Consider the following 23,116-nt stretch of genomic DNA (forward strand, 5'->3'; position numbering starts at 1 on the left):
ATTGACCGGTACAGAAATAGGGATTTCAGGACTTCATCATGGCGACACGAGGACGCCCCCGCACCTTTGATCGCGACGAAGCCTTGCGCCAGGCCATGACCGTGTTCTGGGCGCGCGGCTACGAAGGCACCACGCTCGACGAACTCAAGCTGGCGATGGGCGGCATCACCGCGCCGAGCTTCTACGCGGCATTTGGTTCGAAGGAAGCGCTCTTTCGCGAGGCCGTTGCGCTGTACCGGCAGACGGCGGGCAGCACCACGGCCATCGCCCTGACGGAACCTGCTACGGCGCGCGAATCCATCGACGCGCTTTTGCGCAGCAACGCCGTTGCCTTCAGCCAGCCCGACGCGCCGCGCGGATGCATGGTCGTGCTCGGCGCGCTGCTGTGTTCGGCCCCCAATCAGCAGGTGCAGGAGGACTTGCGCGCGATCCGGCTGGAAACCATCGAGGCCATCCGAACGCGCATCCGCCGCGGCATGGATGAAGGCGACGTGCCTGCCACGGCCAACGCCGATGCACTTGGCGGTTACTACGCGACCGTGCTCAACGGCCTGTCGATCCAGGCGCGCGACGGCGCCCCGCGTGAAGCATTGATCGCGACCGTCGATTGCGCGATGGCCGCGTGGGACGCGATGGTCTGCGCCCGCTAAACTGCACAGACGACCACAACAATATTTCGGGGAGCAGCCAAATGGCAGGCAATCGCACCACGTGGCGCGCGCTGGTGGCCGCGTTTTTTCTGCTGACGGGCGCGGGCGCCGCTCTCGCGCAAGACGCAACGCCCGCACAAACACAAACACAGGCCCCGGCCACGAACTGTCCGCCCCCGGCCTCCAGCTTCATCCCCAAGGACGGCTGGGCCGCCGCCGCGCAACGCGCGACCGACCACGGCCTGCTCTGGCGTATCGAAAAGAACGGCCACACATCGTGGCTCTACGGGACGATCCATGTCGCGCGGGCCGACTGGATGCTGCCCGGCCCCACCGTGCGCAGCGCACTGCAGCAGGTGGATACCATCGCGCTAGAACTCGACCTGCTCGACAAGGACACCAACCGCAAGCCGCTCACCACGAGCAACCCCGCCGAAGACCGCCGCCTCATGGCGGGCCGGCGCGGTGAACGCTTCAACAAGCTGCTCTCTGCCGCGTGCCTGCCCGACACGGCCCTCATACAGATCCGCAAGTTCCAGCCGACCATGCAGTTGGCCTCGCTGGCGGTGCTGGGGGTGCGCACGGACGGGCTCTATCCCGATTTCGGCATCGACCTGTTTCTCACGACCTACGCCAAGAGCGTGCACTTGCCCATCGTGCCGCTCGAAACGCTGGCGCAGCAGGTGCGCGTCCTCAACGAAATCGTGCCGAAGAACGAGGTTGCGCAGCAATTCGATACCGTGCTCGACGCAATTGAATCGGGCGAGGCGCGCACGCAGACGCTCACGCTCGCCAATGCCTGGGCCGACAGCGACATCAGCACGCTGGAGCACTATCCGCAATGGTGCGATTGCCTGAAGACGGCGACGGATAAACGCGCCTTCCAACGTCTGGTGACGAACCGCAACCGCGCCATGGCTGAAAACATTGCACGCGTGCACAACAGCGGCCAGCGCGTGTTTGGCGCTGTGGGCGCGTTGCACATGATCGGGCCCAAGGGGATTCCGGCGCTGCTGGCCGCGCGCGGATACAAGGTCACGCCAGTGTTGCCGCCGGCCGTACCGCGTTAGCCCGTACGCGTTATCCGGTCAGCGCCTTTCCGGCGGCGTCGATCCGACAGCCGCTGCCAGTTCGGCATGCGCGGCCAGGTCGGCCCGACGATGCTTGACCATCGTGCTGGCCGGGTGCCCGCCGAGGAAATTGCCGTTCTTCCAATCTTTCGACGGGCGGATCGGCCGTGCCGTAAAGCCGCCCCCGCAGTTCGGGCACACATTGCCGAACACGCCGTCCGCGCACGTCGTGCAGAACGTGCATTCGAATGAGCAGATGCGCGCGTGGGTCGCATCGGGCGGCAGCGCCGTGTTGCAGTGTTCGCAGGTTGGGCGGAGTTCCAGCATCACGTCCTCGGTGGGGTGAGTTCAGTCCGTTGCAGCCAGCATCCGCTGCGCACACGCTTCGTCGGTCACAAGACCGGTCAGCCAGCCGCCTCGCAACGCCGCCCCGATCGCGCCCGCCTTGGCCACGCCGCCTGCAATGGCGATTACCGGGCGAGATGGCATCGGCTTGAGCGGCAAGCTGGTGATGCGGGTCTGCAGTGGCACATCCAGCAAGCGCCCTTGGACGTCGATTGGCCGGCCAATCAGCTCGCCTGCCGCGCCATGGGCAAGCAGATCTTCCACATCCTTCGCGCTGATGAAGCCATCGACCTGCAATGCGCAACCGGGGCCGATCGTGCCGACACCAATGAAGGTGACATCCGCCTGCGCAGCCAAATCGGCCACCACGCCGTAGAGCCTGTGCTGGCACCACTGCCGTGTGTCTTCGGCGCTGTCGGCAACGAGCGGCGCAGGGAGCAGGTAATAGCGGCTGCGGGTTTTCTCCGCCGCGGCAAGTGCGACGTCGTAGCGGTTGGACGAGCCATCCGCCGCAATCGCCCCGACCATCGAGACGATGCGATGCTGCGGCCGGTCAAGGTCCGGCAATTGGTCGATCGCGGCGCGCAGCGTGCGGCCCGAGCCGACATTCACCACGCGCGGCGCGTCGGCCAACAGGTGGCGCTCCATGATTTCCGCGGCGGACACTGCAATCATGCGTTGTGCGGCGCCCGCATCGTCGGCACTGGCCGGCACCACATGGCAGGTCTCCAGCCGGAAACGGCTGCGCAGGTTCTCTGCCAACTCCAGACACGCTGACACCGGGTGCGTCACACGCACCTTCACCAGCCCATGCTCTACCGCATAGGCAATCAGCCGCTGGGCGATCTGGCGCGACACGCCCAACTGCTCGGCGATGTCGTGTTGCGTGTGGTTGCCCACGTAGTAAAGCCACGCCGCGCGCGCGGCCTGGTCTCGTTTTTCCTGCTGCTTGGACACGCAGCGCCTCCTCTAGAACCCTGGCGATATCGCATGCATCGTAGCGTGCTTTTGCCCTTTCACCGAGCATTTGCTTGACAAGCGCAAACTCACATCCGATTATTTGCTCACAACACGGACAATTGCTCAAATCCTGAAGCAAGTCCAGGCGGTGCGCCCGCATTGCCAAATTCCAAGAAAGGAGACGACTGCATGTTCCGCACGCTTCTGCGCGGGATGGCCCGCCCATCCCAACTACTCAAGCTGACCGCCCTCGCTGCCCTCCCCGCTCTCTGCGCTGTCTCTGCGCACGCCGCGCCCACCACGCTCACGATCGCCACGATCAACAACCCCGACATGATCGTGTTGCAGAAGCTGTCGAGCCAGTTCGAGCAGGCGCACCCCGACATCAAACTGCGCTGGGTCACGCTGGAAGAAGGTGTGCTGCGCCAGCGCGTGACCACCGACATCGCCACCGGCAGCGGCCAGTTCGACCTGATGACGATCGGCGGCTACGAAGCGCCGCTGTGGGCCAAGAAAGGCTGGCTCGCCCCGCTGGACATGCCCGCCAGCTACGACACTGCCGACCTGCTGCCGACCGTGCGCGACGGGCTCTCGCAGGGCGGCAAGCTCTTCGCCGTGCCGTTCTATGCCGAAAGTTCGATGACGTATTACCGGCGCGATCTGTTCAGCGCGGCGGGCCTGAAGATGCCCGAGCAGCCCACGTATGACGACATTGCCAAGTTCGCCGCCAAGCTGCACGACCCCGCCAAGGGTGTGTACGGCATCTGCCTGCGCGGCCGGGCGGGCTGGGGCGAAAACATGGCGCTGGTGTCCACCATGGTCAACACGTTCGGCGGCCGCTGGTTCGACGAGAAATGGCAACCGACCATCGACACGCCGCAGTGGAAACAGGCGGTCAACACGTATGTCGACCTGCTGAAGAAGTACGGCCCGCCTGGCGCAAGCAGCAACGGCTTCAATGAAAACCTCGTGCTGTTCTCGGGCGGCAAGTGCGGCATGTGGATCGACGCGACCGTCGCCGCGGGTATGGTCAGCAGCGCGAAGGATTCCAAGGTGGCCGACAAGGTGGGCTTTGCGAATGCACCCATCGCCAGCACACCGAAGGGCTCGCACTGGCTGTGGATCTGGGCGCTTGCGGTGCCGAAATCGTCGAAATCGCCGGAGGCCGCCAAGACGTTTGCGGCGTGGGCGACATCCAAGGAATACATCCGCGCCGTGGCCAAGGCACAGGGCTGGGGCGAGGTGCCGCCGGGCACGCGCGCATCGACGTATGACGACCCGGCCTACCAGAAGGCCGCGCCGTTCTCGAGCTTCGTGCGCCACGCCATCGAGACCGCCAACCCGAACGATCCGTCCGCGCAGAAGGTGCCGTACACCGGCGTGCAGTTCGTGACGATTCCTGAGTTCCAGTCGCTGGGCACGGTGGTTGGCCAGGCGATTGCCGGCGCGCTCACGGGTAAGACGACCGTGGACGACGCGCTCCGTGTCTCGCAATCGCAGGCACAGCGGGCGATGCGCCAAGGCGGCTATCTGAAGTGATGCAGCCGCTGCTGCGCCCCGGAGGTTTCATGGAACACGTATTGGAGTCGCACCCGAAATCGCAGATGAGCGGCGTGGGTGGCACGCCCTCACCGGCATCGGTGCCAGCCCAACGCGCCCGGCACTGGCTGCCAACGCTGCTGGTGTCGCCGTCGGTGCTGGTCCTGCTGTTGTGGATGACGGTGCCGCTGGCGATGACGCTGTATTTCTCCGTCAGCCGCTACAACCTGCTCAACCCTGACCAGACCGGCCTGGCAGGGCTCGACAACTACCGCTTCCTGATCGAAGACCCCGCCTTCTGGCCGGCCATCGGCAACACGCTGGTGCTGATCGGCTCGGTGTTGGTGATCAGCGTCGTGGCGGGCACGTTGCTGGCCGTGCTGTTCGACCTGCCGTTTGCGGGGCGCGGTGTGGCGCGCATTCTGGTGATCAGCCCGTTCTTTGTCATGCCGACGGTGGCAGCACTCATCTGGAAGAACATGATGCTGCACCCCGTGTACGGTCTGGCCGCGTGGGTGGCGCGCCTGTTCGGCGTCGAGCCGGTGGATTGGCTCGCGACACAGCCGATGCTGTCCGTGATCATCATCGTTGCGTGGCAGTGGACGCCATTCGCCTTCCTGATCCTGTTGACGGCGTTGCAATCGCTCGACCCCGAGCAGAAGGAGGCGGCGCAGCTTGACGGCGCGAGCCCCGTGCGCATCTTCTGGCACATCGTGCTGCCACACCTGAAGCGCGCGATTGCCGTGGTGGTGATGATCGAGACCATCTTCCTGCTCTCGATCTTTGCCGAAATCCACACCACCACCGCAGGCGGCCCCGGCACGGCCACGACCAACCTCGCCTACTTCGTCTACAGCCTCGGCTTGCAGCAGTTCGACATCGGCATTGCGTCGGCGGGCGGCATCGTGGCAGTCGTGCTGGCAAACGTGGTGGCGTTCTTCCTCGTCCGCATGCTGGCCCGCAACCTGAAGGGAGTGCACGAGCAATGAGCGCCCTCACCTCAACCTGGCGCACGCGGCTTGCCGGCGTGCTGGCCTGGGCGATCGCCCTGGTGCTGTTCTTCCCCATCGCGTGGGCAGCTCTCACTGCCTTCAAGACCGAGCAGGACGCCTATACGCCCACGCTGTGGTTTACGCCCACGCTCGACAGCTTCCGCGAAGTGCTGGAGCGCGCGCACTACCCGAGCTTTCTCGGCAACTCGCTGGCGGTGTCGATCCTCTCCACGCTGCTGGCGCTGGCAATTGCCATTCCGGCGGGATATGCGATGGCGTTCTTCCCGAACAAGCGCACGCAGCAGGTGCTGCTCTGGATGCTGTCGACCAAGATGATGCCGGCCGTGGGCGTGCTGCTGCCGGTGTACCTGCTGGCGAAGACGGCGGGGCTGCTGGACTCCATCACCGCGCTCGTGATCGTCTACACGCTCGCCAACCTGCCGATTGCCGTGTGGATGGTCTTCACCTACTGCAACGACGTGCCGCGCGAGATTCTGGAGGCCGCGCGCATGGACGGCGCCAACCTCTGGCAGGAACTGGTCTACGTGTTGCTGCCGACGATGCTGCCGGGGCTGGCCTCCACCGCGCTGCTCCTGCTCATCCTGTCGTGGAACGAAGCGTTCTGGAGCCTGAACCTGACCAGCATCGACGCTGCGCCGCTCACCGTGTTCATTGCGTCGTACTCCAACCCCGAGGGGCTGTTCTGGGCGAAGCTGTCGGCCGCCTCGGTACTGGCCATTGCGCCGATCCTGGTGCTGGGTTGGCTGGCACAACGGCAACTTGTGCGCGGCCTGACATTTGGGGCCGTGAAATGACGCCACACGCCAACGAATATGCCAACGAACGCGCCCCCGCCTACCTGATCTGCGATTGCGACGGCGTCTTGATCGACAGCGAGTCGGTGGCGTTGCGCGCGCTGATCCGCACGCTGGGTCCGCACATACCGCATCTTTCATCCGCCGCGCTGGAAGACATGCTTGAACCGCGCCTGGGCATGAACACCATGGCACTGCTGAGCGAGTTGCAGAGCAGCATCGGCTTTCATCTGTCCGACGCGCAACTGGCCACCGTGCTGGCCGATGTCGAACACGACTGCGCCACGCAATCGCAGCCGGTGCCCGGCATTGCGAACCTGCTCGCCACCCTGCCGCAGCCGAAGGCCGTTGCCAGCAACAGCAGCCGCCCGCGCATTGAAGCGAGCCTGCGCCGCGCCGGGCTGCGCGAGCTGTTTGGCGACCATATCTATAGCGCCTACGAAACACCGCGGCCCAAACCGGCACCCGACGTGTATCTCGCCGCGTGTGCGGGCCTGGGTGCCAGCCCCGCGCAATGCCTCGTCATTGAAGACAGTGACACCGGCGTGCGTGCCGCGCGAGCCGCCGGCCTGACCGTATTCGGCTTTGCAGGCGTCGCGCATGTGCCGGCTGTCGCCACGCAGCGTCTGCTGGCCGCCGGCGCGCGGCACGTCTTTACCGACATGCGGGCACTCGCCGACGCGCTTTCGTCGACCCTCGCCACGCCCGCCTGATCCGCACACCGAACACGCACAAGGAGACCTCGACATGGCCAGCCTGACCCTGCGTCACCTGCAAAAGCGCTACGAACAGAACACCGTCCTGCACGACATCAACCTCGACATTGCCGATGGCGAATTCGTCGTCTTCGTCGGGCCTTCGGGCTGCGGCAAATCGACATTGCTGCGCACGATTGCAGGCCTGGAAGGCATCGACGGCGGCGACCTGCTGATCGGCGATACGCGTGTGAACGATGTGGTGCCCGCCAAGCGCGGCATTGCGATGGTGTTCCAGTCGTACGCGCTGTATCCGCACATGAGCGTGTACGACAACATGGCCTTCGGGCTAAAGCTGTCGGGCATGAAGCGCGAGGTCATCGACGCTGCCGTGCGCCGCGCTGCCGAAGTCCTGCACATTGATGCGCTGCTCGATCGCAAGCCGCGCCAACTCTCCGGCGGTCAACGCCAGCGCGTGGCCATCGGCCGTGCCATCACCCGCGAACCGAAGGTCTTCCTGTTTGACGAACCGCTCTCAAACCTGGATGCCGCATTGCGCGTGAAGATGCGCCTGGAGTTCGCCCGCCTGCACAACGCACTGAAGACCACCATGATCTACGTCACGCACGATCAGGTAGAAGCCATGACGCTGGCCGACAAGATTGTCGTGCTGCGTGACGGACGCATCGAACAGGTGGGCTCTCCGCAAACGCTGTATCACCACCCGGCCAGCCAGTTTGTGGCGGGCTTCATCGGCTCGCCGAAGATGAACTTCCTGCGCGGCATCGTCGCGCGTGCCGATGCCTCGGGCGTGGCCGTGGCGCTCGCTGGCGGCCAACAGCATGTGGCCGTATCGCCGGGTGAGCTGCGTGAGGGGGATGCCGTCACGCTCGGCATCCGTCCAGAGCATCTGCATCTGGACGCGGCCGGCGCGCTACAAGGCACCGTTACGCATATCGAGTCCCTGGGCGACGTGGCTTATCTGCACGCCGATTGTGAGGCAGCACCCGACGGCCTTGTGCTGCGCGTACCGGAATCCACCAGGCTCGCGCACGGCAGTGCCATCACGTTGGCTGCGGATGCCACGCACTGCCACCTGTTCGACGCCGAGGGCCGCGCGCTGCCGCGCCTGCAAGCGCAACTGGCCGCCTGAGGCGCATCCCCCCCCCAACGCTGCACGCCACGATCATGTCTTCCCCCAACTCCTCTACCTGGCTGCACCTGGGTGCCGGCTCCTTCCATCGCGCGCACCAGGCGTGGTATCTGCATCGCCTTCGCGAGAGCGGCGACACGTCGTGGCGCCTGGCGCTTGGCAATATCCGCGACGATGCCGGCACGCTGCTGCGTGACCTTGCCGCCCAGCACGGCGCCTACACGCTGGAGACCGTCGATACCGCCGGGCATCGCGCGTACACGCGCATCCAGTCCATCGATACCGTCGTGCCGTGGGATGCCGAACTCGCGGCGCTGTGCGAGATCGGGGCGGCGCCCGACACGCGTGTGATCTCCTTCACCGTGACGGAGGGCGGCTACTACCTCGACCAGCAGCACCAACTCGACGCAACACAGCCGGACATTGCCGCTGACCTGCGCGGCGGTACCGGCACGCTCTACGGTGCACTGGCCCGTCTGCTGCACCTGCGCTTGCAGCGTGGCGGCGCGCCCCTCACGCTACTCAACTGCGACAACCTGCGCCACAACGGCGAGCGCTTCCGCAGTGGCCTGCGCCAGTTCCTCGCGTTACGCGGCGAGCCTGGCGACAGCGGCCTCGTTGCATGGCTCGACGCACATGCAAGCACGCCCAACACGATGGTCGACCGCATCACACCACGCCCAACCGACGCCCTGCGCAATCGCGTGGCCGCACAGACCGGCTGGCAAGACCGCTGCCCCGTGATGGCCGAAACCTTTGCGCAATGGGTGGTGGAAGATGACTTCCGTGCCGGGCGGCCTGCGCTCGAACGCGTGGGCGTCGAGTTCGTCCCTTCGGTGCTGCCGTACGAGGAAGCGAAGATTCGCGTGCTCAACGCCAGCCATAGCTGCATCGCCTGGGCCGGCACGCTGCTGGGGCTGCACACCATTGATGAGAGCGTTGCTGTGCCGTCCATCCACCGCATGGCGGGCGACTACGTGACCGACGATGTCATCCCGTGTCTCACCGCCAATCAGCCCAGCCCCATCGATTTGGCCGCCTACCGCGACACAGTGCTCGACCGTTTCGCCAATCCGCACATCGGCGACACCAACCAGCGCGTGGCAGCAGACGGCTTTTCAAAAATTCCCGGGTTCATCACGCCCACACTGGCGGAGTCCTTCGCTCGCGGGCATGTGCCGCTTGCCACGGCGATGCTGCCGGCGCTGTTCTTCGTATTTCTGGAGCGCTGGCATGCGGGCGCCCTGCCGTATGTCTACCAGGATGGCCAGTTCGATCCGGTTGCCGCGCAAGCCATGCTCTCCGCAGATGACCCGGTTGCGGTGTACTGCCGGAACGCCGCACTGTGGGGCAACCTCGCGGGCACGGAAGCGCTCACCGGCCTTGTTCGCAACGCCATCGAGCGTGTGAGGGCGTGGCTGGCAGTCGAGCAAGCCGCCACGGCCGGTTAGTTGCCAACAAACGTATCAGCGGATTCGCGCGACAATCCACGGTTCAAGCAACCGGACCCGGCGGCCCCATGTACCTCGGCATCGATCTCGGAACCTCGGAAGTCAAAGTGCTGCTGCTTGATGCAGCGGGCGCCATCCTCGGCACGGCGGGCGAGCCGCTCACCGTATCGCGACTGCACCCGGGCTGGGCCGAGCAGACGCCGGAAGATTGGTGGCAGGCCACTAGTGCCGCCATCGGCAAACTGCGCGAGGCCGCACCGGAAGCTTTTGCCGCCACACGCGCGATCGGCCTGTCGGGCCAGATGCACGGCGCGGTGCTGCTCGACGCACGCAACCGCGTGCTGCGTCCCGCCATGCTCTGGAACGACACGCGCAGCACCGCCGAATGCCTTGAACTCACCCGCCGCGTGCCCAACCTGCACACCGTCGCCGGCAACCTGGCGATGCCCGGTTTTACCGCGCCGAAGCTGCTGTGGAGCGCACGCCATGAGCGCGATGTGTTCAACGCCATCGATTGCGTGCTGCTGCCCAAGGATTACCTGCGCCTTCGCCTGACGGGCGAGCGCGCATCCGACCCATCCGATGCGGGCGGCACGCTGTGGCTGGACGTTGCACGGCGGGGGTGGTCCGACGAACTGCTCGCCGCGACGGGCTTGTCACGCCGCCAGATGCCAAGCCTGGTGGAAGGCAGCGCGCCCAGCGGCACACTGCTGCCCGAGGTGGCCGATGCGTGGGGTCTGGCGCATGGCGTCATCGTTGCCGGCGGCGGTGGCGACGGCGCGGCCAGCGCTGTGGGCATCGGCGCGACACAGCCCGGCGATGGCTTCCTCTCGCTGGGCACGTCGGGCGTGATCTTTGTGGTCAACGACCGGTTCCGCCCGAACCCTGCCCAAGCCGTGCACGCGTTCTGCCATGCACTGCCGGGGCGTTGGCACCAGATGAGCGTAATGCTGTCTGCGGCAAGCTGCCTGCGCTGGTTCTGCCGGCTGACGAGCGTGCCGGAAGCCACGCTGCTGCCGGAGATTGCCGCGCTGGCCGAATCCGAACGCCAGGCAGCGCCGTTCTTCCTGCCCTACCTCTGCGGTGAGCGCACGCCGCACAACGATGCGTTTGCGCAGGGCCATTTCCACAACCTCACACACGCCAGCGACCGTGCCGCACTCGGTTACGCCGTGATCGAGGGCGTCGCCTTCGGCATGGCGGATGGCCTGGACGCATTGCGCGCGGCGGGCACGCAGGTTGCATCGCTCTCGTTTGTGGGCGGCGGCTCGCGCAGTCCATTCTGGGCGCAGTTGCTGGCCGACACGCTCAACACCGAACTGACAACGCATATCGGCAGCGAGGCCGGTGGCGCGCTCGGTGCCGCGCGCCTGGGCTGGATGGCCGATGGCGGCATCGAAGCAGCCGTCTGCGCCAAACCACCCGTGCAAGCCACGTATCGGCCCGATGCCGCACGCCACGCGCGCCTTGCTGAACGGCTGACGACATTCCGTGCGCTGTATCGGCGTGCCTCGCCGCTGCCGGTTACGCCTTCCGCCCACACGACTGACCTGCCCTTGCCCGCATGACCGACGCCCTGCCATTGCCCCGCCTCGTCGTCTTTGGCGAAGCGCTGACCGATTTTCTGCACCAGGGCAACGGCCAGTGGCTCGCCCGGCCGGGCGGCGCGTGCTGGAATGTGGCGCGCGTGGCGGCGCGTCTGGGTGTGCCCACGGGCTACGCGGGCGCCATCAGCAACGACGTGTTCGGCGATGCGCTCTTCGCAGATTCCCAGGCGGCTGGCCTCGACCTGCGCTTTCTGCAGCGCGTCGACCGCTCGCCGCTGCTGGCAATGGTCACGTCCACCCAGCCGCCGCACTATTTCTTCGTGGGCGATGACAGCGCCGATCTGCATTTCGATGCGCAAGCCCTGCCCGCCGGCTGGCAAACCGCCGTGGAGATCGCCCACTTCGGCTGCATCAGCCTCGCGCGCGAGCCGCTGGGCAGCCGCCTGGTGGCGCTGGCCGAGACGCTGGCCGCGCAAGGCACGCGCATCACCTTCGACCCGAACTGGCGCACGGCGATGGACGCACCGCACTACGCGCCGCTGCTGCTGCGCATGGCCGCCATCGCGTCTGTCATCAAGGTGTCCGATGAAGATCTGCGCCAGCTTTTTCCCAGGGATGCCGATCCGCTGAGTACGCTGCGCACCCTCGCGCCGCAAGCCGACATCCTGCTCACGCTCGGGGCCGATGGCATGGAATGGCTGGCAGCGGCGCACCGAGGGGAAGACGATGCCCGCATCCCGCAACCGGCCATTGCCGTGCCGGTGGCGGACACCGTCGGCTGCGGCGATGCCGCCATGGGGAGCTGGCTGGCGAGCCTGCTGCAATCGCCCGACGCGCCCGTGCAAGCGCACTTGCGCCAAGCCGCTGCAGCGGCCGCCCTCACCGCCACGCGCGCCGGCGCGTATGCGGGCACGCAAGAGGAAGTCGATGCACTGCTGCAGGCGCACGCCGCCTCGCACGCCTAAGACCACGTGGCATCGTGGCGGCGCATGCCACAATCTGCGCCGTCCGCGTTTTGATTGCTTCGGGGCCCGCTTTGGAACTGCTTCGCATTGCCATGCTGTTTGCCGTCACCGCCGTGGCGGAAATCGTCGGTTGCTATCTGCCCTGGCTCGTGCTGCGGCAGGGCAAGCCGGTCTGGCTCTTACTGCCGGCGGCCGCCTCGCTGGCGCTGTTTGCGTGGTTGCTGACGCTGCACCCGACCGCAGCCGGCCGCACCTATGCCGCATACGGCGGCATGTATATCGCCGTGGCGCTGGTGTGGCTGCGCCTGGTCGACGGGGTGACGCTCACGCGCTGGGACATCGGCGGCGCGGCCATTGCGCTGACGGGCATGGCGGTGATCGCCCTGCAACCGCAGGCCAACTGATCGAATTGCGCAGATATTTAGGTTTTCCTGAGCGAAACGGAACCCTAAGCCACCGCCAGGATCGGAGGGGGGATCATGGCTGCGGCCATCGCGCTGCGCGCCGGTCACCTACTCACCCAACCGTTCTGTTCTGGAGGCCACGATGCCTGCCAACACCCTCAAACACCTTGTCGTGGCCGCCACGCTGATGTCGGCAGCAATGTCCGCTTCGGCCCTAACCACGTCGACCTTCACGTTCACCGATCAGGACTTGCAGGGGATGCTCGCGCACAGCCAGCCGATCCAACCCGCCAAAGCCGCCGAACCGGCCTCTCCTGACCGGCTACGCGTCGGTCTGAGTGATCCGGGCACGCAGCTCGTGCTGCCCTGGTTCCTGGCGGACCTGGTGGAGGCCGTCAACCGGCGGGCTTCACCGCAGGATTTCGCGAAGACGCTGCGGGACGGGATCTGATCGTCTCCTCCATTCACCGCCCTCACTTTCCGAAAGCAGGCGACACAGTGCTGTATATTCATACAGTTATTTTTTGTGACGCCCTGCCGTGCTTGCCGCCTCCTCCACCCCAGACACCGCCAATGCCCCGGCCAGCCCCGGTTACCTGGCCCAACTGAACGACCAGCAGCGCCAGGCGGTCGAGTTCGGTATTTCCGGGGCGGACGCGGCGGAAACCGGGCCGCTCCTCGTGCTGGCCGGTGCTGGGTCCGGCAAGACGCACACGCTGGGCTGGCGCGTGGCGCATCTGGTAGCCAACGGGGCCGATCCGCAACGCATCCTGCTGCTGACGTTCTCCCGCCGGGCGGCGAGCGAGCTGTCCAACCGCGCCGGCCACCTGCTGGCGCGCACCATGCAGGGCGAGCGATCAAACAACGCCCTTAATTCGGCTGGCACTTCGTACAAAACCACCCTGCCCTGGGCCGGTACCTTCCACGGCATCGGCGCGCGCCTGCTGCGTGAATACGCCGAGCGCGTCGGCCTCGCGCCCGATTTCACCATCCATGACCGCAGCGACTCGGCCGATCTGCTCAACGTCGTGCGCCATGAGCTGAACCTGTCGACCAAGGAGCGCCGCTTCCCGCTCAAGCAGACGTGCATCGCGATCTATTCGCGCGCCATCAACGCCGAGAGCCCGCTGAACGCCGTGCTCAAGCACCACTTCCCGTGGTGCGCGATGTGGGAAACGCAGTTGCGCACGTTGTTCGATGCGTATGTCGAAGCCAAGCAGGCGCAGCATGTGCTCGATTACGACGACCTGCTGCTCTACTGGCACGCGATGGTGTCCGACGCGGAACTGGCGGCCGAGATTGGCGCACGCTTCGACCACATCCTCGTCGACGAATACCAGGACACGAACCGGCTGCAGTCGTCCATCCTGCGTGCGCTGCGACCCGACGGCCGCGGCGTTACCGTGGTGGGCGACGACGCGCAATCGATCTACGCATTTCGCGCGGCGACGGTGCGCAACATCCTCGACTTTCCGCGCCACTTTTCGCGGCCCGCGCACACGGTGCTGCTGGAGCGCAATTACCGTTCGACGCAGCCGATTCTGGATGCCTCCAACGGCGTGATGCGCTTCGCAATGGAGCGCTTTGCCAAGACGTTGTGGACGGACCGCGCATCGACGCATCGTCCGCGTTTGATTTCGGTGCGCGATGAAGCCGAGCAGGCGCGTTGCGTGGCCGAGCAGGTGCTGCATCACCGGGAAGGTGGGCTGACGCTGAAATCGCAGGCGGTGCTGTTTCGCACCGCGAGCCACAGCGCGCCGCTGGAGATCGAGCTCACGCGCCGCAACATCCCGTTCGTGAAATACGGCGGCCTCAAGTTTCTGGAAGCCGCGCATGTGAAGGATGTGCTTTCGGTGCTGCGCTGGGCCGAGAACCCGCGCAACCGCATCGCCGGGTTTCGCGTGATCCAGCTGCTGCCGGGTGCGGGCCCTGCCACGGCGGCACGCGTGCTCGACGCCATGGCCGAAGCGGTGGACCCGATTGCCGCGCTGCTTGCCTACGAGCCACCGGCACGCCTGGCCGGCGACTGGTCTACGCTGATCGCGCTCATGCAAACCCTGCGCGCGCCCAAAGACAGCCTGCAATGGGCCGGCGAACTCGAAGCCGTAGGCGCCTGGTACGCGCCGCACATGGAACGCCTGCACGACGACGCAGCCGTGCGCCAGGGCGATCTGGATCAGCTCGCCCGCATGGCCGCCACGTACGCCACGCGCGAGCGCTTCCTGACCGAGATGACACTCGACCCGCCCGAGCTGACCAGCGATGAATCGGGCGACCCGTACCGCGATGAGGACTACCTGATCCTCTCGACCATCCACTCATCGAAAGGCCAGGAGTGGAAGGCGGTGTATGTGCTGAACGCCGTGGACGGCTGCATGCCGGCCGATCTGGGCGCCGGTTCGCATGAAGAACTGGAAGAAGAACGCCGGCTGCTCTACGTGGCGATGACCCGTGCGCGCGAGCACCTGGACATCCTGGTGCCCCAGCGCTTCTACGTCACGCAGCAAACACCCAATGGCGATCGGCACATCTACGCGTCGCGCACGCGGTTCATTCCGCCTGCGCTGCTGCCGATGTTCGAAGCGTGTGCATGGCCGGAACCGGAGCCCGGCGCGGACCCTGCGGCAGAAGCGCGTGCCGCAGCCAAGGTAGACCTGAGCCAGAAGATGCGCGGCTACTGGAAAAAGTAGCCAGCGCGGCGGCCGAAGCGCGCAATCAATGCACTTCCATCTCGGGCCGCTTGACGACGTGCGTTGACTCGAAGCGCGAGAGCTGCGCGAAGATCCACGCGGCCGCGCAGGTCATGACGCCCACGCAGACGAACGTCTTGTGGAATGCAGCCAGCGTGTCGCGCCCTTCCGGCCCGGCGGTGAAGTCGGTAAAGCCCGTGAGCAACGCGCCCGCTGCGGCCACACCCAGACTCATCGACAGCATCATCACCATCGAGAGCATGCTGTTGCCCGCGCTGGCCAGCGGGCCGCTCAGGTCTTTGAGCGTGAGCGTGTTCATGGCCGTGAACTGCATCGAATTGAACGTGCCGAACACCGCCAATTGCACGATGCGCAACCACACCGGCACATTGGGCGTCATCACGGCAAAGCTGGCCATCATCAGGCCGACCATGACCGTGTTGACAGAGAGCATGCGGCGATAGCCATAGCGCTTGATGGCCCACGTGCCCAACGGCTTGGCGGCCATGCCGGCAGCGGCCACCGGCACCATCATCAGCCCGGCCTGCAGTGGCGTGTACCCCAGGCTCACCTGCAGCAGCAGTGGAATGAGGAACGGCATCCCGCCGCTGCCGATGCGCGCAAACAGGTTGCCCAGCACACCAATGGAAAAGCTCGGAATGCCGAACAGCGTGCGCGGAAAGAGCGGCCCGGCCACGCGCCCCGCGTGCAGCCAGTACGCCGTGAGCGCGGCCAGGCCGAAGACCAGCAGCACCAGCACCGTCGCGTGCTGGAAGCCCAGTTCCGAGAGCCCGTCGAGCGAGAACGACACCGCTGCCATGCCGAAGGCCAGCATCAGGTAGCCGGACCAGTCGAAACCGTTGTCATCTTCAGCGTGCACATCGGGCATCACCTTGAGCGTGACGAGCGCACCGATCACGCCCACGGGAATGTTGATCAGGAAGATCCAGTGCCACGACACCGCCTCCACCAGCCAGCCCCCCAAGGTCGGGCCGATCAGCGGGCCGATCAGCCCCGGGATGGTGACGAAACTCATGGCGGGCAAGAACTGCTCGCGCGGCACCACGCGCAGCACCGTCAGCCGCCCCACAGGCATCAACAGCGCGCCGCCCACACCCTGCACCACGCGCGAGGCAATCAGCATGTCGAGGCTGCGTGATTCCGCGCAGAGCAAGGAACCAATGGTGAACAGGAAGATCGCGGCGAAGAACATCTTTCGCGTGCCAAAGCGATCGGCCAGCCAGCCTGAAGCCGGCATCAGCATGGCGGTCGTCAGCGTGTACGCGATGATGACCGACTGCATCTTCAGCGGGCTTTCCGACAGGCTGCGCGCCATCGCCGGCAGCGCGGTGTTGACGATGGTGGAATCGAGCGTCTGCATGAACAGACCCATCGCCACCAGCCAGAGGAGCGGTTTCAGCGATTTGTCGACGGAGGCGGAGGGCGTGGCGGGCATGTGGCGGGGCAGGGGCAGCACGGTGTGCGAGGCAGCCGTCATTGTGGCGTGCCTCGCCCGAGCCCGCAAACGCTGTACCGGGCCGAGCAGACGTATCCGCCCTACCGCCAACAAGGGCACTGGGCTCTGCCTATACTGGAGCGTTCATCCCAGTCACCTCGTGCCTTTCCTTCTGCCATGACCACCCGTACCGAACGCGACACTTTTGGCCCCATTGAAGTCCCTGCCGACCACCTGTGGGGCGCACAAACGCAACGCTCGCTGCAGAACTTCGACATTGCCGGCGACCGCATGCCGCGCGAGCTGATCGACGCGCTCGCTCGCATCAAACGTGCCAGCGCCGTCGTCAACCAGCGGCTCGGGCTGCTGCCCGCGGAGAAAGCCAACGCCATCGTGGGTGCAGCCGATGAAGTCATCGCCGGCAAGCACCCGAATGAATTTCCGCTGGTGGTCTGGCAAACGGGCTCGGGCACGCAAACCAACATGAACATGAACGAGGTGCTAGCCAACCGCGCCAGTGAACTGCTCGGCGGCGAGCGTGGCGAAGCGCGCCTCGTGCATCCGAACGATGACGTGAACCGCAGCCAGTCGTCCAACGACGTGTTCCCCACGGCAATGCACGTGGCGGCCGTGGCGGCCATCACCCAGCACCTGCTGCCCTCGCTGCGCACGCTGCGCGAGACGCTCGCCAAGAAAGCCGAGGACTTCAACGACATCATCAAGATCGGCCGCACGCATCTGCAGGACGCGACGCCGCTCACGCTGGGCCAGGAGTTCTCCGGCTACGTCGCGCAGTTGCAGCACAACGAGACGCACCTGAACGCCGCCCTGCCCCACCTGTGCGAACTGGCGCTGGGCGGCACGGCCGTCGGCACGGGATTGAACGCCCCCAGCGGCTACGCAGAACAGGTGGCGGCAGAACTGGCGCAACTGACCGGCCTGCCCTTCATCACCTCGCCGAACAAGTTCGAGACCATGGCATCGGCCGACGGCCTCGTGCATGCGCACGGCGCGCTGAAAACGCTGGCCGCCAGCCTCACCAAGATTGCCAACGACATCCGTTGGCTGGCCAGCGGCCCACGCAGCGGGCTGGGCGAGATCTCCATTCCCGAAAACGAGCCGGGCTCGTCCATCATGCCGGGCAAGGTCAACCCCACGCAGAGCGAAGCCGTAACGATGCTGTGTGCACAGGTCTTCGGCAACGACGTTGCAGTGAACATCGGCGGCGCGTCGGGCAACTTCGAACTGAACGTGTTCCGCCCGATGATCGCCTACAACTTCCTGCACAGCGTGCGCCTGCTGGCCGACGGCATGCGCAGCTTCAACGACCATTGCGCGGTGGGAATCGAGCCGAACCGCGACCGTATCGACGAGTTGGTGCAGCGCTCTCTGATGCTGGTGACGGCGCTCAACCCGCATATCGGTTACGACAAATCGGCGCAGATCGCCAAGAAGGCGCACAAGGAAGGCACGAGCCTGCGCGAAGCCGCTCTGGCGCTGGGCTATGTCACGCCCGAGCAGTTCGATGCGTGGGTGCGGCCAGAGAACATGGTCGGCCGCTAACGTGATGTATGGCGGGCCTGCGGCTTGCTATGCGTGGGCGATCCCTCTCCCATTGCCCGTTTCAAGCGCGCCGGCCCGACCGGCGCCCACCTGCGCATGAAACCCGCCCCCATTCCGGATAACGAAGCACAACGTCTGGCCTCCCTCCAGGACATGCTGTTGCTGTCCACGCCGGATGAGGAACTGTTCGACCGCGTCACGCGCACAACCAAGCGGGTGTTTGACGCCCCCACGGTGCTCGTGTCGCTCATCGACGCCCAGCGCCAGTGGTTCAAATCGTGCATCGGTCTGAGCGTGCGCGAGACCCCGCGCGACATCTCGTTCTGCGGACATGCCGTGGCCGAAGACCAGATGCTGGTCATTCCCGACACCATGGCAGACCCCCGCTTTGCCGATAACCCGCTCGTTACCGGCGCGCCGCACATCCGCTTCTATGCCGGGCGGCCCGTCAGGAACCTCGCGGGCTACGCCGTCGGCACGCTCTGCGTGATCGACCAGAAGCCCCGCGCATTTGGCCAGGCCGAGCAAGAACTGCTCAACGACTTGGCCAGTTGGGTGGAATCGGGTTTTCGCGAACGCGAACTGAGCGAAACGCAGCGGTCCATCCTGACCGAGCTGCAGGTCGCGCGCCATGAGAGCCTGACCGATCCGATGCTGAGCATCTGGAACCGGCGCGCCGCAATGGAACTGCTCGCGCGCGAATGCGGCCACGCGATGCTGCATAGGCAGCCCCTTTCATTGCTGGTGGTGGACGTTGACCACTTCAAGCGCGTGAACGATACCTACGGCCATCCCGCAGGCGATGCGGTCTTGATTGAGATCGCACGCACGCTGCGGGTGAATTCGCGCCCCATCGACTCGGTGGGCCGCTACGGCGGCGAAGAATTCCTGGTGGTGCTGCCCGATACGGCCACCCTGCAGGCCACCAGCATTGCGGAGCGCTTGCGCAGCGCGGTGGAGGCTCTGGAGATTGCCACACTGGAGGGCCCCATCCGCTGCACCATCAGCCTGGGCCTGGCGAGCTGCGAGCCGGGGCGCAACCTCTGCACACCCACAGACCTCATCATGCGTGCCGATGCCGCGCTGCTGGCTGCCAAACGGCTGGGGCGCAATCGCGTGATATTCGACGGCCAGCCGGTGTAAATCAATTCGGGGCCGGCTCGCCGCCGCGGCGGGCGACGCGCACGTCAACACGTTCCGGCGCCAACGCACGCTCGAACACCGCGCGCGCGGCATGCGTCGTGCCAGTGCCGCACATGAACGCGTCGATGGCCGCAAAGCCGTGCTCGGGCCACGTGTGAATGGAAAGATGCGATTCAGCAAGCAGCAACACGCCGGTCACGCCGCCTTGCTCGCCAGCGGACAACCCCGTGCGCACGGAATCGAAACGATGCAGATGCGCATGCAGGATCGTGGCGCCGAGCGCGTCGGCAGCATCGCGCAGCGCGGCTTCCAGTGCAGCGGCATCGCGCAGCAACGCAGGCGCCACGCCGTACAGATCGAGCAGAAGATGCTCACCCACGGCGGCGGATGCTTCCTCCACTGAAAGCGCTGCGTCAGTGCGCGTCACTTGTGGCCCCCGCTAAAGCCGCCGCCATAACCGCTGCCGCCCGACGAGCCGCCCCAGTAAGACGAGCCGCCCGTGCTGCTGCCGTACGACGGCGTGCGCGGCGCGGTAAAGCCGGCCTTCCAATCCATATAGGTCGCGCCAATCACCACGGCCACGGCGTAGAGAACGAACCAGTTCTTCATTCACCGCCCCCGATCTTGGCAACCAGCCACGCGGGCACCAGCAACAGCAGTGCCGCGAAGAACGTGATACCGAACACCGAACCCGGCGCCATGAAGAACGGTACGAGGTTCAGCAAACCGAGCAATACGCAGGCGACCACAGCCACCGTCATGTAGTTCGTCGACGATGCCTTGGCCGGCTCGGGCACGACCTTGCCGAACCAGGCCTTGATCTGCGCAGCGCTCACCGGCGTGCTTTTGGACCACGTCAGTTCATGCGCGTCGCTCTCTGCAGCCAGGCTTTCCTGGCCCGCGGTGTATTCGACAACACGCGTCTGGTCACCAGCCTGAACGCGCCAGTTGAAGGCGCCAGCGGCGTAGGTCACGCGCGAGGTGTAGTCCTCGTCGCGGGCGTAGACCTTGCCGTCGAGCACCGCGGTGCGGCCGTCCTTCCGGGTGGGCCAGCGGTCGAGCACACTCGCGCGGAACCAGCCGTCATCGGTTTCGACCATCCAGCTGAAACCGCGCTTGGGCGTGTACAGCAGGTATTCGAACCATTCGCCGCCGCCGTCGACCACCGCGCGGCGCATCACGCCGATCACCTGCCACTGCTGGCCGTCGATGAGCGCCTTGTCGCCCAGCTCCAACGTGGTGGCCACCTGCGGCACCGAGCGTGCGCGCGCAATGATGTCGCCGCGCGGCGTGGCCGCATCGATGGCGGCGCCGCAGCCGGGGCACAGCACGTGGCCCGTCAGGCCGGGGCTGAACGGAATCGACGTGCCGCACTGCGGGCAATCGAGATTCGTGAGCTTGCGCGGGACGCGGCCGGCGGTTTCCTTGATCTCGGCGTCGGTACGCAGAAGCTGACACTTGAGCACGTCGAGCGTGGTGGCTTCACCCACGTAGAGCGTGGGGGCCGTGCCGTCGGAGTAATCCAGCGTGATGAAAGCGTCTTCGCGACGCCCGTCGGCCACGCGCGCATGCCAGCCCTCACCCACGCGGAACGGCAATTCCCCCTGACCGCCTGTGCAATCGGCCTCGCGCACGTCGGACAGCGTGAATTGCGTGCCCTCGGCGTCGTAGAGCTGGCCGGGGCGCAGCGCCTCGAATGCCACCGCATTGGCCGGCGTGCCTCGCGCGAACGTCATCGTGACCTGCCCCGACGCTTCTGCGAGCCAGCCATCGGTGCCGTCGTCAAACAGCACGTACCACTCGTTCCAGAAACCCGCGTCGTAACGCAACTGGATGCGCCCGACGACTGTGAACGCCTTGTTCTTGTAGCGCCCGGTGGTACCGATCTGCACGCGTGCGTAGTCCTCCAGCACGGCAGACATCTTGCCGATGTCGGACAGCGTCTCGCCGTCGCGCAGCAGCGTGCTTTTGCAGAAGCTGCACACCGCCATGACGGCAGCCGCAGACTTCAGTTCCACCGGCGCGCCACACGCCGGGCAGTTGGCATGAAACATGGTCAGGTCGTTCGATTGCGCGAAAAATTGCGCAGAAAAACGGGCGGCTTGCGGTGCCGCCCGGTCATCCGATCAGCGGGGCCGAAGCTCAGCCTCCGGTCAGTGCCTTGAGCACGGCAGCCTTGCCGGCATCAAAGTCAGCTTGCGTGATGAGGCCCTTGTCGAGCAATTCCTTGAGTTTGGCCAGGCGTGCGGTCGGATCATCCGCTGCTGGAGCCGCTGGGGCTGCAGGTGCCGCAGCCGCAGGTTGAGCCGCCGGCGCGGCCGCACCACCTGCGTTGCCTTGCACCGCCGTGCGCAGGCTGTCGGCCATCGCCTGGCCCATCGCCAACCCTGCCGCCAAACCCGCGCCCGTGCCGGCGATGCCGCCCTCGTTGCGCGCGGCCAGCGGCAGCGATTCGGCCGTCTGGTATTGCGTGAAGCGCTGCATGTCGCCGGTCATGTCCATGCTGATGCGGCGATCCAGCGCGGCCTGCAACTCATCTGGCAGCGTCACACTGGACACCTGGAAGCTGTCGAGCGCCAGGCCGTACTGCGTGAACTGCGGGAGCAGCGCCTCGCGCACCTTGTTCGACATCAGCATCTGGTTGGCGGCCAGGTCCAGGAACGGCACGCCGGATTCGCCAAAGGCGGTGGCCATCGCCCCCATGATGACGGGGCCAAGCTGCGCCTCGACTTCATCCACGGTGTAGATGTCGCGCGTGCCGCTCACCTGCTGGTAGAACAGCTTCGGATCGGCCACGTGGTAGGCATACACGCCAAAGGCGCGCAGGCGCACCATGCCGAAATCCTTGTCGCGCACCGTCACCGGCTGCGGCGTGCCCCAGCGGCGGCCGAGTTGCTGGCGCGTGCTGAAGTAATAGACATCGGACTTGAAGGGGGACTCGAACAGCTTGTCCCAGTTCTTCAGGTACGTGAGAACGGGCAGCGTCTGCGTGGTCAGCTTGAAGGTGCCGGCACTGAACACGTCGGCGATCTGGCCTTCGTTGACGAACATCGCCATCTGCGAGTCGCGCACGACCAGGGTGCCGCCGTTCTGGATTTCCATGTCCTGCATCGGATAGCGCCAGGCAAGCACGCCATCTTCGCTCTCCGTCCATTGCAGGATGTCGATGAACTGCTTCTTGATGAAACTGGACAGGCTCACAGCAAACTCCTTCGCGATGATTCGCGGGGCAGGAACAATCAGAACAAGGTCAGGACAGGCACGCCGCGTTGATCACGCCCACGGCCAGCGCGCTCACGCCAAACAGCATACCGGCGGCGATATTGTTGTGCTCGATCTGCAGGCGGTAGTCCGGCATCAGCCGCGTGAGCACCAGAAAGACGATCAATTGCACCACCGACGCCATCACCGCCCAGAACAGAAAGGGCACCAGGCCATCGGCATGCGTGATGCTCGACGCAATGGTGAGCACGAAGCCGAGCAGCGCACCGGACAGCGACAGCGCCGCCGCAATATTGCCTTCACGGATCAGCTTGAACTCGTCATACGGCGTCAGGCGCAGATAGACGAAAAAGAAGCCGGAGAACACCACGGCGCCTGCCAGCAGGTGCGAGGCGTAGGCGATCACGGGAGCGGTCATGTCGGGCATGGGAAGGCCGTGCAGTACATAGGTGGCGT

At 65.8% G+C, this 23,116-nt stretch carries 23 protein-coding genes; 15 read left to right on the top strand and 8 right to left on the bottom strand.

What is annotated here, in order from left to right:
• Nucleotides 1–38 precede the first annotated feature (38 nt).
• Together M1D44_RS22710 and M1D44_RS22715 are read left to right on the top strand one after the other, a co-directional pair.
• Nucleotides 39–650 carry a TetR/AcrR family transcriptional regulator gene (locus tag M1D44_RS22710; protein ID WP_316683194.1) on the top strand — a complete coding sequence of 204 codons (612 nt, stop codon included), beginning with the start codon at nt 39–41 and terminating at the stop codon, nt 648–650.
• A 41-nt stretch (nt 651–691) separates the two neighbouring features.
• Entirely contained in the window at nt 692–1,720 is a 1,029-nt protein-coding gene (locus tag M1D44_RS22715) for a TraB/GumN family protein (RefSeq protein ID WP_316852495.1), read from the top strand.
• A gap of 18 nt (nt 1,721–1,738) precedes the next feature.
• Here the strand turns inward: M1D44_RS22715 and M1D44_RS22720 are convergent, their stop codons facing one another.
• Nucleotides 1,739–2,047: a DUF1272 domain-containing protein gene (locus M1D44_RS22720; protein ID WP_112188306.1), complete on the bottom strand. Its 309-nt coding sequence runs from the start codon at nt 2,045–2,047 to the stop codon at nt 1,739–1,741.
• A gap of 21 nt (nt 2,048–2,068) precedes the next feature.
• Nucleotides 2,069–3,022 (bottom strand): sugar-binding transcriptional regulator, encoded by a 954-nt coding sequence (locus M1D44_RS22725; protein ID WP_316852496.1) that lies wholly within the window; start codon nt 3,020–3,022, stop codon nt 2,069–2,071.
• Between the two features lie 336 nt (nt 3,023–3,358).
• Between M1D44_RS22725 and M1D44_RS22730 the strand changes: the two genes are divergently transcribed.
• The 11 genes from M1D44_RS22730 (at nt 3,359) to M1D44_RS22780 (ending at nt 15,276) form a co-directional block, all read left to right on the top strand.
• Complete coding sequence (locus M1D44_RS22730) at nt 3,359–4,564, top strand: ABC transporter substrate-binding protein (protein ID WP_414708589.1); 1,206 nt, start codon at nt 3,359–3,361, stop codon at nt 4,562–4,564.
• Nucleotides 4,564–5,553, top strand: a complete 990-nt coding sequence (locus M1D44_RS22735) for a carbohydrate ABC transporter permease (RefSeq protein ID WP_419177613.1) — start codon at nt 4,564–4,566, stop codon at nt 5,551–5,553. The genes M1D44_RS22730 and M1D44_RS22735 overlap by 1 nt, the downstream gene beginning before the upstream one ends.
• Nucleotides 5,550–6,371, top strand: coding sequence for a carbohydrate ABC transporter permease (locus M1D44_RS22740; RefSeq protein ID WP_024978520.1), 822 nt, complete (start codon nt 5,550–5,552; stop codon nt 6,369–6,371). Before M1D44_RS22735 ends, M1D44_RS22740 begins: the two co-directional genes overlap by 4 nt.
• Nucleotides 6,368–7,084, top strand: a complete 717-nt coding sequence (locus tag M1D44_RS22745; RefSeq protein ID WP_024978519.1) for an HAD family hydrolase — start codon at nt 6,368–6,370, stop codon at nt 7,082–7,084. Before M1D44_RS22740 ends, M1D44_RS22745 begins: the two co-directional genes overlap by 4 nt.
• 34 nt (nt 7,085–7,118) lie before the next feature.
• Nucleotides 7,119–8,219, top strand: coding sequence for an ABC transporter ATP-binding protein (locus M1D44_RS22750; protein ID WP_316852497.1), 1,101 nt, complete (start codon nt 7,119–7,121; stop codon nt 8,217–8,219).
• A 35-nt stretch (nt 8,220–8,254) separates the two neighbouring features.
• Nucleotides 8,255–9,670, top strand: a complete 1,416-nt coding sequence (gene dalD / locus M1D44_RS22755) for a D-arabinitol 4-dehydrogenase (protein WP_316852498.1) — start codon at nt 8,255–8,257, stop codon at nt 9,668–9,670.
• A gap of 68 nt (nt 9,671–9,738) precedes the next feature.
• Nucleotides 9,739–11,238, top strand: coding sequence for a xylulokinase (gene xylB, locus M1D44_RS22760; RefSeq protein ID WP_316852499.1), 1,500 nt, complete (start codon nt 9,739–9,741; stop codon nt 11,236–11,238).
• On the top strand, nt 11,235–12,182 hold the full coding sequence (locus M1D44_RS22765; protein ID WP_112188318.1) for a carbohydrate kinase family protein: 948 nt from the start codon (nt 11,235–11,237) through the stop codon (nt 12,180–12,182). The genes xylB and M1D44_RS22765 overlap by 4 nt, the downstream gene beginning before the upstream one ends.
• Nucleotides 12,183–12,253: 71 nt before the next feature.
• A complete protein-coding gene (locus M1D44_RS22770) occupies nt 12,254–12,586 on the top strand; it encodes a YnfA family protein (RefSeq protein WP_092972077.1) in 333 nt (110 codons plus the stop codon).
• 142 nt (nt 12,587–12,728) lie between these two features.
• Nucleotides 12,729–13,037, top strand: coding sequence for a hypothetical protein (locus M1D44_RS22775; RefSeq protein ID WP_316683202.1), 309 nt, complete (start codon nt 12,729–12,731; stop codon nt 13,035–13,037).
• 88 nt (nt 13,038–13,125) lie between these two features.
• A complete protein-coding gene (locus M1D44_RS22780) occupies nt 13,126–15,276 on the top strand; it encodes an ATP-dependent helicase (RefSeq protein WP_316852500.1) in 2,151 nt (716 codons plus the stop codon).
• A 25-nt stretch (nt 15,277–15,301) separates the two neighbouring features.
• On the opposite strand, the gene mdtD is transcribed toward M1D44_RS22780, so the two are convergent.
• Nucleotides 15,302–16,774 carry a multidrug transporter subunit MdtD gene (mdtD, locus tag M1D44_RS22785; protein ID WP_152543736.1) on the bottom strand — a complete coding sequence of 491 codons (1,473 nt, stop codon included), beginning with the start codon at nt 16,772–16,774 and terminating at the stop codon, nt 15,302–15,304.
• Nucleotides 16,775–16,909: 135 nt separating this feature from the next.
• Between mdtD and fumC the strand changes: the two genes are divergently transcribed.
• Both fumC and M1D44_RS22795 read left to right on the top strand, forming a co-directional pair.
• Entirely contained in the window at nt 16,910–18,295 is a 1,386-nt protein-coding gene (fumC, locus tag M1D44_RS22790) for a class II fumarate hydratase (protein ID WP_439004448.1), read from the top strand.
• A gap of 96 nt (nt 18,296–18,391) precedes the next feature.
• On the top strand, nt 18,392–19,438 hold the full coding sequence (locus M1D44_RS22795; RefSeq protein WP_316852502.1) for a GGDEF domain-containing protein: 1,047 nt from the start codon (nt 18,392–18,394) through the stop codon (nt 19,436–19,438).
• Nucleotide 19,439: 1 nt separating this feature from the next.
• Here the strand turns inward: M1D44_RS22795 and speD are convergent, their stop codons facing one another.
• The 5 genes from speD to M1D44_RS22820 all read right to left on the bottom strand — a co-directional run bounded on the left by speD (nt 19,440) and on the right by M1D44_RS22820 (nt 23,087).
• Nucleotides 19,440–19,865, bottom strand: coding sequence for an adenosylmethionine decarboxylase (speD, locus tag M1D44_RS22800; RefSeq protein ID WP_024978508.1), 426 nt, complete (start codon nt 19,863–19,865; stop codon nt 19,440–19,442).
• Nucleotides 19,862–20,047, bottom strand: coding sequence for a hypothetical protein (locus M1D44_RS22805; protein WP_024978507.1), 186 nt, complete (start codon nt 20,045–20,047; stop codon nt 19,862–19,864). Before M1D44_RS22805 ends, speD begins: the two co-directional genes overlap by 4 nt.
• Nucleotides 20,044–21,492, bottom strand: coding sequence for a DUF4178 domain-containing protein (locus M1D44_RS22810; protein WP_316683207.1), 1,449 nt, complete (start codon nt 21,490–21,492; stop codon nt 20,044–20,046). The genes M1D44_RS22805 and M1D44_RS22810 overlap by 4 nt, the downstream gene beginning before the upstream one ends.
• Nucleotides 21,493–21,580: 88 nt before the next feature.
• Nucleotides 21,581–22,639 carry an SPFH domain-containing protein gene (locus M1D44_RS22815; RefSeq protein ID WP_316683208.1) on the bottom strand — a complete coding sequence of 353 codons (1,059 nt, stop codon included), beginning with the start codon at nt 22,637–22,639 and terminating at the stop codon, nt 21,581–21,583.
• Between the two features lie 49 nt (nt 22,640–22,688).
• Nucleotides 22,689–23,087 carry a DUF350 domain-containing protein gene (locus M1D44_RS22820; RefSeq protein ID WP_012430204.1) on the bottom strand — a complete coding sequence of 133 codons (399 nt, stop codon included), beginning with the start codon at nt 23,085–23,087 and terminating at the stop codon, nt 22,689–22,691.
• Nucleotides 23,088–23,116 lie beyond the last annotated feature (29 nt).

It is taken from the genome of Ralstonia sp. SA306 (assembly GCF_054792405.1).